Here is a 13,403-nt window from a genome sequence, read left to right as displayed (position 1 = left end):
GAGTCTGGAATAACCGTCTGGTAATCTGGTTTTGAAGTGCAAACGTATACAGACTATGGCATTAAATTCTGAAGAACAAGAGAAGATCGTTCACGCCATTAATGTGGCTGAAAACGAGACTTCCGGTGAGATTCGTGTAGTGGTAGAAAATCATTGCCCCGACGAGGTACATGATCGTGCAACACATTATTTTTCCAAATTGGGCATGCATAAGACCACGTTGAAAAACGGTGTTCTTATCTATATCGCGCTTGAGGATCATAAATTTTCCATTATTGGCGATAAGGGAATCCACCAACGTGTAGAAAGTGATTTTTGGAACAGTACCAAAGATCTTATGGTGGCGGAGTTTCGGGTGGATCGCATTGTTGAGGGCTTGGTCAAAGGGATCGAGCATGCGGGTAAACAATTGGCAAAATTCTTTCCGCGTGAACACGATGACATCAATGAGCTTCCAAATGATATTGTTTTTGGAGACCGTTAATTGTTAAGTGACCAGCAAGAACCCCGAGCTGCTATCGCCTGTCTCGCAAATAGATTGATAAAAATTGTGATAAACCCGACTTTGGGATTCACCGAACGCCATTAGGAGCATGAAGACTGCTTAAGGCAAATAAAAATGAATAAAAGAGAATAATAGGATGAAATTTGTATCGAGATTATTTTCTCGGATTCGAATCCCTGCTATGGCTGTGTTGCTTTGTATGCTGTCGATAGCCACAGTATTGGGTCAAGATTTCCCAGAAACATCAAACAGACTTGTCAATGATTATACAAACACATTGACAGCAAGTCAGAAGCAATTATTGGAGCAGAAGCTATTGGCATTTGAGGATTCCGCATCTACGCAAATTGCTGTGGTTATGATGAATTCAACCGGCGGCTATGACATTTCTGATTATGCAGTCCGTTTAGCGAAAAAATGGGGTATTGGGAATAAAAAGTATAATAACGGTATTCTGTTGCTGGTAGCGCTGGGAGATCGTGCGGTAACTATTCAAACAGGTTATGGTATAGAAGGGGCTGTCCCCGATGCCATTGCATATCGTATTATTGAAAATGATATCAAGCCGGCTTTTCGTCAGGGGGATTACTACAAAGGAGTCGACGATGCGACCAGTTCCCTAATTTCCTACACAAAAGGCGAATACAAAGCTGATCCAAAACAACCGAAAGGAAAGGGATCAGGTTCGGTGATGTTTGTCATTATTATTGTGATATTCTTGATTGTTATTTTCTCCAATCGCGGTGGCCGCGGTGGAGGTGGTGGAGGCGGCCGTGTGATGAATGGACGTGGCGCTTCTGATATCTTTTGGTGGACATTGCTGAATGGTCTTGGCGGCGGTGGCGGCCGAGGTGGTGGCGGTGGCTTCGGCGGCGGCTCAGGTGGCGGTTTTGGCGGTTTCGGTGGCGGTGATTTTGGCGGTGGCGGTGCTTCAGGACGTTGGTAACAACTTTGCTAAATAATGTTAAATAGGACGACAGTGAAACGGAAATGTTTTACATTTATGGGAAGTATATAATTATGAAAAAGGGAATATTAATGGGTTTAAGCTTTTTACCAGCCTTGTTAATGGCACAAGAAAGCTTCACGGTTACAGGAAAGGTAAACACGACGTCGGACAAAGCGAAAGTGTTTATGCAATATGCTGCCAATGGAACTCGCCAGACAGATTCAGCAACGGTTGTAAAAGGTGAGTTTAAGTTCAACGGACAGGTGGCTTCGCCAACGAAGGGTATGATGATCTATTCACCGGAAGGCTTATCTTTTGCTGAACTTAGAAATAGTCAAAAGCAGCCTGAAACAGCACAGCTGTATCTTTCTAAAGGAGTTATCAAAGTCGATGCAACCAAAGGGTTCAAAGACGCAACGGTCTCGGGTACAGCGCTCAATGATGATCTGACGCAATACAAGGCTTTTGTGAAACCTCATACAGATGCGTTCGAGGCGTTGAACCAACAATATTATGCGGCTTCGGAGACTCAAAAACAGGATCCTAAATTCATCGAAGGTTTGCAAAAACAGGCTGGTGAGATTTCCGAAAAAATGGAAAAAGCAGATGCTGAATTTATTAACAAAAACCCAAAAAGCTGGTACACGTTGGATTTGTTGTCTGAGAATGTCAGCGGTGAGAACGTCAATGAATATGTGACTTCTTTTGAGAAATTGTCTCCTGAATTGAAAAATTCTGAAAAAGGTAAGGAATTGGCTGAGCGTATCCAGAAATTGAAAGCAGTTGCTGTTGGTTCGGTAGCGCCTGATTTCACATTGCCAGACACAACAGGAAAGAATATTTCCCTATCTTCTTTAAGAGGTAAATATGTTTTATTGGATTTTTGGGCAAGCTGGTGTGGTCCTTGTCGCCACGAAAATCCGAATGTCGTTGCGGCTTTCAATAAATTCAAAGACAAAGGATTTACCGTGTTTGGTGTTTCTTTGGACAATCCGGGTAAAAAAGATGCTTGGGTGAAAGCTATTCATGATGATAATTTACAACAATGGCCACACGTTTCGGACCTACAGGGTTGGAAATCGGCTCCGGTCAAGTTGTACGAAGTACGTGGTATTCCGCAAAACTTCTTAATCGATCCTTCAGGTAAAATTGTAGCATCAAATTTAAGAGGTGAGGCTTTGGAGGCTAAGTTAGCTGAATTGCTAAAATAAATCGGTATATAACTGCCATTAGGCATTTGAATAACCCCTAATTGTTATACTCAGGTGAGCTGGGTCTACAATTAGGGGTTTCTATTTAATAATAGCTGTCCTGATCAACCTGCGCTTTCATCGTTACTGCGCTAGCGGCTGTGATAACGTGGAGGGAATTCACTAACTTCGCCTGCTGCTATCGCGAATGATCACTTGGAACTACTATATCCTCGTGTACAATCCAACTAGGGGATGATGAATCCTGAGTTTAAACAAGTTGAGCAATGGGATTTCTAAAGCAATTGTGGCAATAAAAATTATATAGATGAAGAAAACAGTAATTTTGGGCATATTCTTGGGGATGGTTCTTGCTTCCTGCAGTGGCGATCAGGGTAAGGGGATTCCCGTTGTCAACCTAGAGGCATTGCATGCCATTCCTTTGGATCATGCTATTGATCAATTGGCTAAAGACACGACTTTTATCGATGTCACGCTGCCGCCTAATGCCAGAATCGATCAGTTATCGCAACAGGAGCTGGGCCAACTAAAAGCTGCTGCATATCGTTTTTATCAGCATGTTACACTGGAAAATAATCAATACCGTGTTGATCTCAAAGATCCTAAGGTATTGCACTTATCGGAACAGGTTGTGAAGGCCTACGAACAGGCGATCAGCAACACGAATCATTTTGCTGACTCGATGGCGAAAGCAGGCCAAGCCATTCAGTTACCTCCGGTATCTGAAGAGTACCTCAATAATTTGCTTAAATAACAACTGTGCCGGATATGGTACTATTGTGGCTTTATGTCACATGATAGTTTAGGTGTCAGGCCTTTGCCTAAAGGGTTTGGACAATCTAGCAATGAAAGGCATAAAAAAAGAGTATACATCACAATGTATACTCTTTTTTATTGTTAGTTAAGAATAACTTATATCACTTACAAAGAAAGAATTTCAATGATACGAAGTAGGTCTTCATTCATTTTTACGTTATGCTTGATGGCGCTCTTAAAAGGAGTGAATCTTACTTCACTGCAAATCAGTCCGGCCATTTCACCCCTGCGACCTTGTAGTAAAGCCTCTACGGATGCAACTCCAAGCCTACTGGCTAGCACGCGGTCCATGCATGTTGGGCTTCCGCCACGTTGAATATGTCCTAAAATTGATAATCTAACATCGTAATGCGGAAAATTTTCCTTGATTTTTTCCGAAACAACCATGCCGCCTTCTTTGTCACCTTCAGCAACAATAATAATGCGGGATGATTTATTTTTACGGGATTTGTCAAGTCTTTTCATGATCGCATCATAGTCTACCTCGAACTCAGGAACCAAAACTGCCTCAGCACCGGTACTTATACCAGAACGAACGGCGATAAGACCGGAGTCGCGCCCCATCACTTCGATCACAAAAAGTCTATCATGAGACTCAGCAGTATCGCGAATTTTGTCTACAGCTTGAATAACGGTATTAATGGCTGTATCATAACCAATCGTAAAGTCTGTGCCGGCCAAATCGTTATCAATTGTGCCCGGAAGCCCAATGATAGGAAAGTCGAATTCTTCTATAAACTTGGATGCACCGGTAAATGTACCATCGCCACCGATGACAACCATGGCATCAATACCGTGGCTGCGTAAATTTTCATACGCCTGTTTACGTCCTTCAATAGTTTTGAAGGCCTCGCTACGGGCTGTTTTTAGGATAGTACCACCACGTTGTATGATATTGGCTACAGATTTAGCATCCATGGGGATAATCTCACCATTAACTAGACCATCATAACCTCTGCGTACGCCAAATACTTCAAGATTATTGTAGATACCCGCTCTAACAACAGCACGGATACCAGCATTCATTCCTGGAGCATCTCCTCCAGATGTCAAAACAGCAATTTTTTTAATGTTACTCATACGTACTCAAACTTAGCTATTTTTAAGCGTATATACAATTATATTTCCGTTATTGGAAGTCGCCGATAACGCTATTAAGAACAAGCAATAGCTTTTTTAAGTGCAATTCATCTAAGCGTGAACTAAAGATAATGCAAATTTAATAATTGCTTTTTATCATGTATCATTCCAGACGGATATCTCCAGCGTATACAGACTATTTTTTTGCCTTAAAGGCATCAATTCCGCTCTGTAAAAATGCAGTATATTCTGCGACATTATAGTTTGCGCCCGTTTTTGGAACCAATACTGTTCCTGATGCATCGACGATGACATAGAGCGGTTGCGAATTACTGTCGAAAGCTGATGCTTGGAAATCACTGTTTTTATTACCTATAGTTTTGATTTTTTTGCCACTATATTTTGAAACGAATTGTTCGTTTGCCGGTAATTCTGTTTTATCATCGACAAACAATTCGGCCATAATAAATTCTTCCTTCAGTAGTTTGGCAACCGCGGGATCAGTCCAGACATTTGCCTCCATTTTTCGACAATTGACACAGTTCCAGCCTGTAAAATCAATTAATACCGGTTTATTCTGTTCTTTTGAAGCTGCGAGAGCCTCTTCATAATCATAATAAGGATCAAATCCTTTTGGTGTACCACGTTCGTGAAAAATCTCCGCATATTTTTTAACCTTACCATCATTGTGTGAAGGAGCGGCTACTATTCCTGCCGACAGGTCAAAGTCCTGTGTTGCCGAAGGTGGCAAGAAGGCTGAAATCGATTTTAGGGGAGCTCCCCACAGTCCCGGTACCATATAGATAACGAAGGAAAATACAATGATAGCGAGAATAGTTCTCGGTACAGAGAGGAATTTTAATTCGCTGTCATGTGAAAACTTGATCTTTCCAATAAGATATAAGCCCATCATACTAAAAATGGCAATCCATAACGATAAGAACACTTCTCGATCCAACCAATTCCAATGGTAGGCCAAATCTACATTTGATAAGAATTTCAGCGCTAGTGCGAGCTCTAAGAAGCCAAGTACAACCTTCACCGAATTTAGCCAGCCGCCAGATTTTGGTAGGGATTTTAACATCGAAGGGAACATCGCAAATAAGCCAAAAGGAATTGCTAGTGCTATAGAAAAACCGAGCATCCCGACTGCTGGACCTAAGCGTTCTCCTTTTGAGGCCGCTTCGACCAATAAGGTGCCAATAATGGGGCCAGTACAGGAAAAAGATACCAGTGAAAGGCTGAATGCCATAAAGAAAAGCCCTACAAGACCGCCTTTGTCGGATTTGGCATCCATTTTATTGACGAAAGAACTTGGTAACGTGATTTCAAAAGCACCAAAAAAGGACGCGGCAAAAACAACCAATAAGAGGAAGAATAGGAAATTAAATACCCCATTTGTCGATAAAGCATTCAACGCATCCGAACCAAACGAAATGGTAATAATCATTCCTAAAGCGACATAGATCACAATGATGAAGAGACCATATAGAAGTGCCTTGCTGATACCGCTTGCGCGGCTTCCGGCCTGTTTTGTAAAATAGCTTACGGTAAGTGGGAGCATTGGGAATATACAAGGCATGAGCAGCGCTGCGAAGCCGCCAACTAATCCAGCAATAAAGATACTCCAAAGTGATTTTTTCCCTGATTCTTGATTCCCTGAGGAAGCGTTTGCCTTAGTTGGAACTATTTTACTGCTATCTTGACTAACCATCGTGTCAGGTGAAGCTGTAAAATTTAGATCCTCGGGTACCGCTTCAACAGCAGTAGCTGTATCCGGTGATGATTCAAATTGAAGCCCTTCTGTACTTGTTAAACTATCTTGTGCTGAGGCAAAAGTTGCTGTAGTTAAAGAAAGGCTGAAAAAAGCAATTAAAAGTAGAATGAATGTGTTTTTTAACATGCGTATGAATTTCTGATGTTATGGTCAAAAATAAAAAAAGGCGATGAGAATCGCCTTATTAATTTATCCGTGTAGAATCATTTTTACTATTTGATTGTCACAGCAAAAGCATATTCGTCTGGAGGAAGACATTGTGATGCATCACATGCTTGCCATTCTACAGTACCTTTAACGGTGGCAGTTCCTTTGTTTAAAGTTACTTTTTGTTGGAAAATTACCTCGTTTGTAAAATAACCAACATCCATCTTAAATACATCCTCATGTTTTACTTTTGGTTTCGGCTCTGCAGTTTTACCGACCAGTGCATAATCAGCAGCTTTGGCGAAGGTGAAAGAAGTTGGAATTGGCCCGCCATCTTTCACATTTTGTGAATAAATGTGCCATCCATTTTGGATTGTAGCTTTTACATAAACTACAGCTTCTTTATTATTTAACTTTTTGCTGGCCACAGTCCATTTTACAGGTTTGTGAATCTGAGCGAATGCTCCCGTAACTGCAAAAATTACTGCAGTCATTAACAGTATTAACTTTTTCATCCGAATTTAATTTGTTCTTTTCCTTTTCCGCTACAATTATTGCAGTGTGTTATTGTTCTTTGATGCTTCGTGTGAATAAAGGTTTAATCACGCTGTTGACAAATTTAGAACAAAGGTTTGACAATTCTAAAATGGGCTCTGCCTTTTTTGTAAAGATTAGGTAATAAGATGTGTAATTTCTTTGATATCAAATTCGCGAAGGGTGTCTTCCAGAAGAACGCATAGTTTCCCCTCGCCAGATACCCGTTGAATGATGCCGGTTTTCTTGATGCCATCGATAAGGAATGGTCTTTCTTCACCTTTCCAAAACAATAAGGCGTTGTAGCGGCTTAACTGATATTCGGCCCCTTCGTTATAAAGGGTCAGGTACTCCTGTTGGATCACTTGGAACAACTCCTGAGCCAGGGCCTTGCTGTTGTAATCCTGTCGATCGGTCAGGCAGGCGAGCGAGGTTATTGTTGTTGCTGTGTCAAAATTAGTTTGATTAATATTTACACCGATGCCGATAATAGCGCTGTCGATTTTACTGCCTTTTAATTTATTTTCTATTAAAATGCCTGTGATTTTCTTTGAATTGACGTAAATATCATTGGGCCATTTTACGGCAACAGGCTGCTCGATTTTGCTTTTCAGCCAATTGACGGTTGCAACGGCAATAGTAGCTGAAAGTGCAAATTGTTGTGCTATTGGTAGGAAATGAGGCTTTAAGAGGATCGATGTCGTTAAGTTTTTCCCGGGTTCACTGACCCAGGAGCTTCCCCGCTGCCCCTTACCCTGAAATTGTTCTTCTGCTAAAATGGCAGTCCCCTCAGCTAGTGGCTTGAAATTTGACAATAATTCCCTGAGATAATCGTTTGTAGAGGCGACTTTGTCAAGATATATTGTATTTTGACCGATGATAAGTCCCGAAATATTGTTATTTTGCAAACTGAAAGTATTAAATAAATATTAAGTCAAAACTATCACATTTTTTAATGAGTAAAAATAAAAGTTCAGAATTGTCCCAACGTCTATCAGAAATTATCGTTTACGGTATGCAAGAAAAGAAAGCAAACGAGATCGTTCGCTTGGATTTAAGAGATCTTCACAGTTCTGTTTCCGATTATTTTGTGATTTGTCATGCAGATTCTAACATTCAGGTGAATGCGATAGCAAAGAGTGTCGAAGAAGAAGTCTATAAGGCATTTGGTCAAGAACCCCAATATAAAGAAGGACAATCAAATGGAGAATGGTTGATTTTGGATTTTGTGGATGTGGTTGTACATATCTTTAAGACCGAAAAAAGAGCGCATTATGGTATCGAGGATTTATGGGGAGATGCAGAAGTACAGCATTTCCAAAGCGCCTAATTGCCTTCAATAAAATAATTTATAAAGAAAATATAATTACGATATAATGAAAAAAATCCCGAGTAGTAAGGTGACCCCAAAACCACCAAAATTCAATTTTGTGTGGCTTATGATTGCCGTGTTGTTAGGTTTTTTTGCCTTACAATATGTTATAGGAGAGAACCCGGCTAAGGAAGTTAGCTATAGCGATTTTGAGACACGCATGTTAAATACGGGCTCTGTTGAGCGCCTTGTCGCCTACAAGAAGAATGATCTTGTCGAGGTTGAGGTGTATCTGAAAAAGGGCTGGAAAGATAATCCAAGTTTTAAGGATGCTACAAAAACTGCTGATCCACTTCCAAGTTTATCCGGTCAAGAAGATAAGGGACCACAATATATTTTTAAGGATGCCTCTCCTGATGTTTTGGAGAAAAAGCTAGCTGCTTCGCAAGCAGATTTGGCGCCTGGTACACCAAAGGTCCAATTAACTTATGACGATCGTTCTAATCCATGGGCAAGTTGGTTTATCACGTTTATGTTGCCATTGTTGGTCTTGGCCGCAATCTGGATTTTCTTGATGCGTCGTATGGGCGGCGGTGCTGGCGGCGGCGGCGGTGCAATCTTTAATATTGGTAAATCAAAGGCTCAGCTGTTTGATAAAGAATCGCAGATCAATATCACATTTAATGATGTTGCCGGTCTTGAGGAGGCAAAACAGGAAGTTATGGAGATTGTGGATTTCTTAAAAAATCCACGTAAGTATACCAATCTAGGGGGTAAAATTCCGAAGGGAGCTTTGCTTGTAGGGCCTCCGGGAACAGGTAAGACTTTATTGGCTAAAGCTGTAGCCGGAGAGGCCCAAGTGCCATTTTTCTCACTTTCCGGATCTGACTTTGTCGAAATGTTTGTGGGGGTAGGTGCATCGCGTGTTCGTGACTTGTTTAAGCAAGCGAAAGAGAAAGCTCCATGTATTATTTTTATCGATGAGATTGACGCTATTGGTCGTGCTCGTGGTAAAAACTCGATGATGGGAGGTAATGACGAACGTGAAAATACATTGAATCAATTATTGGTGGAGATGGATGGTTTTGGTACTGATTCGGGCGTTATTATTTTAGCGGCTACTAACCGTATTGATGTTCTGGATACAGCGTTGTTGCGTCCGGGACGTTTTGACCGTCAAATTTCTATTGATAAACCGGATTTAATTGGCCGTGAGCAAATTTTTAAAGTACATCTAAAGCCGTTGAAGTTATCAGCTGAGGTCGATGCAAAGAAATTATCGGCGCAGACACCAGGCTTTGCAGGAGCTGAGATTGCAACGTATGTAACGAAGCAGCGCTTATCGCTGCCCGTAAAAATAAACCAGAGATTGATATGCAGGATTTTCAAGATGCCGTTGATCGTGTGATCGGCGGTCTTGAGAAGAAGAATAAAATCATCTCTCCGGAAGAAAAACGTATTGTTGCTTATCATGAGGCGGGGCACGCTATTGCAGGCTGGTTTTTAGAACACGCCGATCCTTTGGTGAAAGTATCTATTGTACCTCGCGGTGTTGCTGCTTTGGGTTATGCACAATATCTTCCCCGTGAGCAGTTCTTATATACGACAGAGCAACTGATAGACAGTTTATGTATGACTATGGGGGGGCGTGTCGCTGAGGATATTACTTTTGGAAGAATTTCAACAGGTGCTCAAAATGACTTAGAGCGTATCACGCAACTTTCTTATGCGATGATTGCAATCTATGGTATGAATGATAAAGTTGGAAATGTTTCTTTCCGAGACAGTTCTGAGGCATCTTTCCAAAAACCATATTCTGACAAAACGGCAGAGTTGATTGATGCAGAGGTTCGCAACTTAATTAGTGATGTCTATGCACGTACGAAACAGTTATTGCTGGACAAACGTGAAGGTTTGATTAAAATAGCAGAAAAGCTATTAGAAAAAGAAATACTTTTTCAATCAGACTTGGAAGAGATATTAGGTAAACGCCCATTTGAAACTAAGACTACTTACGAGGAGTTTGTGAATGGTGCTGATGGTGGCGGAGTTCCACAGACAGATCTACCGTTGGATGTTCACCCGGACGAAGCGCGATCTAGCGAAGGGCAGAGCTCAGAAACACCGTCAAATAATTTGAATTAATTTGAATGCTGCAGCGCTAGAGTCATCTAGCGCTGCATTTATATATATTTGCGCCATGAACGTGAAGAACGCAACAGCGAAGGAGGTAATGTTAAAACGGGTACGTCAGGCATTACTACAGAAAAACGATAATCCACATCCCAATTTCAAAGAAACACCACTTTATAAAGAAGAGGATGAGTTGGTGGATATTGTTTTTGTTCGCGAATTGACTGCTGCGGGAGGCAAGTTTCTGTATTGTGATGGCGAGATCGGTCTGATTGAAAATTTGATTTCATTGACTGAGGAGAGTAATATTAAAAATATATACGCTTGGGAACAAGGTGTTCAAAATCTGCTCAGTCCATATGGTTTTCCTTTTTTAAAAACAGCGGAAGATTTTGAATTAGCAAATGCAAGTATTACATCATGTGAAGCATTAGTTGCACGCAATGGCAGTGTGATGGTGAGTAATGCAAATGCTTCAGGACGTAGGTTGAGTATATATCCCCCAATTCACATTGTTATTGCTAAAGCTTCGCAATTGGTTTGGGATCTACGGGATGCTTTAGCCTATATGCAGAAGCGTTACGGTCAGGAAATCCCGACAATGATTTCGACAATTACCGGCCCCTCAAGAACGGCTGATATAGAGAAAAGATTGGTTTTGGGAGCACATGGGCCAAAAGAGCTTTACGTTTTACTTTTAGAGGATCGATTCTAAGAACTACTATGCTATTATTTTATCTAACAGAAATGCCTGTTGCGAGTATTATTTTCATTTTTACACTCGCTACCAGTATCTATACATTTTCACATGAGCAACTTTACGGCAAACTGATGTTACACCCGTATAGTATCGCACGTAATCGAAAGGTATATACCATCCTTACCAGTGGTTTTGTCCATAAAGATTGGGGGCATTTGCTGTTTAATATGCTTACCTTCTACTATTTTGCTTTTGGTTTAGAGCGTATACTTGCAGAAGCAAGTCAATACGGACATATTTTATTTGCGGTGATCTATATCGGTAGTTTAATTCTGAGTGATATTCCCACGATCATTCAGCAAAAAAATAATCCGGGTTACTATAGTTTAGGTGCTTCAGGTGCAATTTGTGCCGTCTTGTTCAGCTACATTCTTTTCGATCCGAAGAGTACCATTGGTGTGATGATGATTATACCGATGCCTGCTTACCTGTTTGCGTTTTTGTTTTTAGGTTACTGTGTGTGGGCGTCAAAAAAAGCACAAGATGGTATAAATCACGATGCTCATTTCTTTGGTGCATTGTCAGGTGTGATCTTGACGATTATTTGTTTTCCTTGGGTTATTAAGCATTGTCTGGCTCAGTTCTAAAATTTTCCGCCCCAGGTTTCCCGGTCTAAATTTCTGTACTGGATTGCTTCGGCCAGATGATGGTTCTCGATGTTTTTGCTCAGCTCCATATCAGCAATTGTACGAGCAACCTTGAGTATTCGATCGTATGCTCTCGCAGATAAGCTAAGGCGTTCAATAGCTGTTTTAAGTAATTTCCTTCCGGCCTCATCAACCTGACATATTTCTCGGGTCAATTGTGTACTCATTTGCGCATTACAATGAACGTCTGGAAAAGAATCAAACCGTTCTTTCTGAATTTCTCGTGTCTGAATGACCCGACTTCGCACAGCACGGCTGTCCTCGGCTTTACGTGTTGTGCTCAGTTGATCAAATAGTACAGGCGTCACCTCAATATGCAGATCGATGCGGTCTAAAAGAGGTCCCGATATTTTACTTAAATACCGTTGTACGGTGTTGCTGCCACATATGCATTCCTTTTCGGGATGATTGAAATAGCCACAGGGACAGGGGTTCATGGCGGCTACCAGCATGAAACTCGCAGGATAATCTACCGTAAGTTTTGCCCTTGATATGGTAATCTGTCGCGATTCGAGAGGCTGCCGCATGACCTCGAGTACACTCCGTTTGAATTCCGGTAATTCATCCAAAAACAGTACGCCATGATGTGCTAGTGAAATCTCACCAGGCAGCGGATTGGAGCCCCCACCTACCATAGCTACGTCGGATATGGTATGATGCGGAGAACGAAACGGCCGCATAGTCAAGAGAGACTCCTTGGTCTTTAGGTTTCCAGATACAGAGTGTATTTTGGTGGTTTCCAATGATTCAGTCATGTTGAGGGGTGGAAGTATCGTCGGTAATCTTTTGGCCAACATAGTCTTTCCTGCGCCGGGGGGACCTATTAAAATAAGATTATGACCACCTGCTGCGGCAATTTCCAGGGCCCTTTTAATATTCTCCTGTCCTTGAACATCCGAGAAATCGACATCGTAATTCGCTGTATCGGTATGAAAGAAAGTTTGAATATCAACTTTTGTTGGTTCAATTTTCAGCTTATGATTTAGGAAATCAACAACTTGGTTGAGATTTTCTACTCCGATAACATCGACACCCCTGACAATAGCGGCCTCCTTTGCGTTCTCTTGTGGTAAAATAAGCCCTTTAAAGCCTTCTTTCAGGGCTTGTAAGGTGATGGGTAAAATACCGCGGATGGGCTTAATGCTTCCGTCTAATGATAGTTCTCCTAAAATGAGATAATCTGCCAGAAGCTCATTTGTCATTTGCCCGGAGGAGGCCAATATGCCGATTGCGATTGATAGGTCGTAACTGGAACCTTCTTTACGAAGGTCTGCAGGTGCCAAGTTGACAACAATCTTTTGACGTGGCATGTGAAGTTGACAGGAAGTAATGGCACTTTCGACACGTCTTAAGCTTTCTTTTACAGCATTGTCCGGCAATCCTACAATATAATAATGTAGGCCTGTAGATACGATTACCTCAACGGTAATGGTGCAGGCATTGATTCCATAGACAGCACTGCAATAGGTTTTATTTAGCATAATTTTTATAATGGGTTGATTTAAAGATACTAAAAAACTGAACGGGTTAAT

Annotated in this window: 12 protein-coding genes and 1 pseudogene; 8 read left to right on the top strand and 5 right to left on the bottom strand. The window is 41.4% G+C overall.

Translation table 11 applies throughout. The features are described 5' to 3' along the window. Window positions 1-55: 55 nt before the first annotated feature. From BV902_RS00150 to BV902_RS00135, 4 genes are all read left to right on the top strand, one after another. Window positions 56-484, top strand: coding sequence for a TPM domain-containing protein (locus tag BV902_RS00150; RefSeq protein WP_075990259.1), 429 nt, complete (start codon window positions 56-58; stop codon window positions 482-484). Between the two features lie 202 nt (window positions 485-686). Further along, window positions 687-1,451 (top strand): TPM domain-containing protein, encoded by a 765-nt coding sequence (locus BV902_RS00145; protein WP_216640472.1) that lies wholly within the window; start codon window positions 687-689, stop codon window positions 1,449-1,451. A 74-nt stretch (window positions 1,452-1,525) separates the two neighbouring features. Continuing rightward, window positions 1,526-2,665 (top strand): TlpA disulfide reductase family protein, encoded by a 1,140-nt coding sequence (locus BV902_RS00140; protein ID WP_075990257.1) that lies wholly within the window; start codon window positions 1,526-1,528, stop codon window positions 2,663-2,665. Window positions 2,666-2,972: 307 nt separating this feature from the next. After that, the gene (locus tag BV902_RS00135) at window positions 2,973-3,419 is read left to right on the top strand and encodes a hypothetical protein (protein ID WP_075990256.1); all 447 of its coding nucleotides are present in this window, start codon (window positions 2,973-2,975) and stop codon (window positions 3,417-3,419) included. Window positions 3,420-3,586: 167 nt separating this feature from the next. On the opposite strand, the gene pfkA is transcribed toward BV902_RS00135, so the two are convergent. The 4 genes from pfkA to BV902_RS00115 all read right to left on the bottom strand — a co-directional run bounded on the left by pfkA (window position 3,587) and on the right by BV902_RS00115 (window position 7,927). Next, window positions 3,587-4,561: a 6-phosphofructokinase gene (gene pfkA / locus BV902_RS00130; protein ID WP_075990255.1), complete on the bottom strand. Its 975-nt coding sequence runs from the start codon at window positions 4,559-4,561 to the stop codon at window positions 3,587-3,589. A 196-nt stretch (window positions 4,562-4,757) separates the two neighbouring features. Next, window positions 4,758-6,464 (bottom strand): protein-disulfide reductase DsbD family protein, encoded by a 1,707-nt coding sequence (locus tag BV902_RS00125; protein WP_075990254.1) that lies wholly within the window; start codon window positions 6,462-6,464, stop codon window positions 4,758-4,760. Between the two features lie 86 nt (window positions 6,465-6,550). Next, complete coding sequence (locus tag BV902_RS00120; protein ID WP_075990253.1) at window positions 6,551-7,000, bottom strand: protein-disulfide reductase DsbD domain-containing protein; 450 nt, start codon at window positions 6,998-7,000, stop codon at window positions 6,551-6,553. A gap of 156 nt (window positions 7,001-7,156) precedes the next feature. Further along, the gene (locus tag BV902_RS00115; protein WP_157625806.1) at window positions 7,157-7,927 is read right to left on the bottom strand and encodes a biotin--[acetyl-CoA-carboxylase] ligase; all 771 of its coding nucleotides are present in this window, start codon (window positions 7,925-7,927) and stop codon (window positions 7,157-7,159) included. A 47-nt stretch (window positions 7,928-7,974) separates the two neighbouring features. Here BV902_RS00115 and rsfS point away from each other — a divergent pair, with 47 nt between their 5' ends. The 4 genes and pseudogenes from rsfS to BV902_RS00095 all read left to right on the top strand — a co-directional run bounded on the left by rsfS (window position 7,975) and on the right by BV902_RS00095 (window position 11,811). Continuing rightward, window positions 7,975-8,349, top strand: a complete 375-nt coding sequence (gene rsfS, locus BV902_RS00110) for a ribosome silencing factor (RefSeq protein ID WP_046673130.1) — start codon at window positions 7,975-7,977, stop codon at window positions 8,347-8,349. Window positions 8,350-8,395: 46 nt separating this feature from the next. Then, a pseudogene (gene ftsH, locus BV902_RS00105) lies at window positions 8,396-10,476 on the top strand (ATP-dependent zinc metalloprotease FtsH). A 55-nt stretch (window positions 10,477-10,531) separates the two neighbouring features. After that, window positions 10,532-11,179 carry a LutC/YkgG family protein gene (locus tag BV902_RS00100; protein ID WP_075990252.1) on the top strand — a complete coding sequence of 216 codons (648 nt, stop codon included), beginning with the start codon at window positions 10,532-10,534 and terminating at the stop codon, window positions 11,177-11,179. Between the two features lie 8 nt (window positions 11,180-11,187). Next, window positions 11,188-11,811 carry a rhomboid family intramembrane serine protease gene (locus BV902_RS00095; protein WP_075990251.1) on the top strand — a complete coding sequence of 208 codons (624 nt, stop codon included), beginning with the start codon at window positions 11,188-11,190 and terminating at the stop codon, window positions 11,809-11,811. Here BV902_RS00095 and BV902_RS00090 read toward each other — a convergent pair. Continuing rightward, entirely contained in the window at window positions 11,808-13,352 is a 1,545-nt protein-coding gene (locus tag BV902_RS00090; RefSeq protein ID WP_075990250.1) for a YifB family Mg chelatase-like AAA ATPase, read from the bottom strand. The two genes, BV902_RS00095 and BV902_RS00090, sit on opposite strands and share 4 nt — an antisense overlap. Window positions 13,353-13,403: the final 51 nt, after the last annotated feature.

It is taken from the genome of Sphingobacterium sp. B29 (genome assembly GCF_001952815.1).
Taxonomy (GTDB): Bacteria; Bacteroidota; Bacteroidia; order Sphingobacteriales; family Sphingobacteriaceae; genus Sphingobacterium; species Sphingobacterium siyangense.
This window is presented reverse-complemented; position numbering and strand designations above follow the sequence as displayed.

Excerpts from the sequence above, each read along its gene's own strand:
- BV902_RS00150 (WP_075990259.1), top strand. The coding sequence starts at position 56 with ATGGCATTAAATTCTGAAGAACAAGAGAAGATCGTTCACGCCATTAAT.
- BV902_RS00145 (WP_216640472.1), top strand. The coding sequence starts at position 687 with ATGGCTGTGTTGCTTTGTATGCTGTCGATAGCCACAGTATTGGGTCAA.
- BV902_RS00140 (WP_075990257.1), top strand. The coding sequence starts at position 1,526 with ATGAAAAAGGGAATATTAATGGGTTTAAGCTTTTTACCAGCCTTGTTA.
- BV902_RS00135 (WP_075990256.1), top strand. The coding sequence starts at position 2,973 with ATGAAGAAAACAGTAATTTTGGGCATATTCTTGGGGATGGTTCTTGCT.
- pfkA (WP_075990255.1), bottom strand. The coding sequence starts at position 4,561 with ATGAGTAACATTAAAAAAATTGCTGTTTTGACATCTGGAGGAGATGCT.
- BV902_RS00125 (WP_075990254.1), bottom strand. The coding sequence starts at position 6,464 with ATGTTAAAAAACACATTCATTCTACTTTTAATTGCTTTTTTCAGCCTT.
- BV902_RS00120 (WP_075990253.1), bottom strand. The coding sequence starts at position 7,000 with ATGAAAAAGTTAATACTGTTAATGACTGCAGTAATTTTTGCAGTTACG.
- rsfS (WP_046673130.1), top strand. The coding sequence starts at position 7,975 with ATGAGTAAAAATAAAAGTTCAGAATTGTCCCAACGTCTATCAGAAATT.
- BV902_RS00100 (WP_075990252.1), top strand. The coding sequence starts at position 10,532 with ATGAACGTGAAGAACGCAACAGCGAAGGAGGTAATGTTAAAACGGGTA.
- BV902_RS00095 (WP_075990251.1), top strand. The coding sequence starts at position 11,188 with ATGCTATTATTTTATCTAACAGAAATGCCTGTTGCGAGTATTATTTTC.
- BV902_RS00090 (WP_075990250.1), bottom strand. The coding sequence starts at position 13,352 with ATGCTAAATAAAACCTATTGCAGTGCTGTCTATGGAATCAATGCCTGC.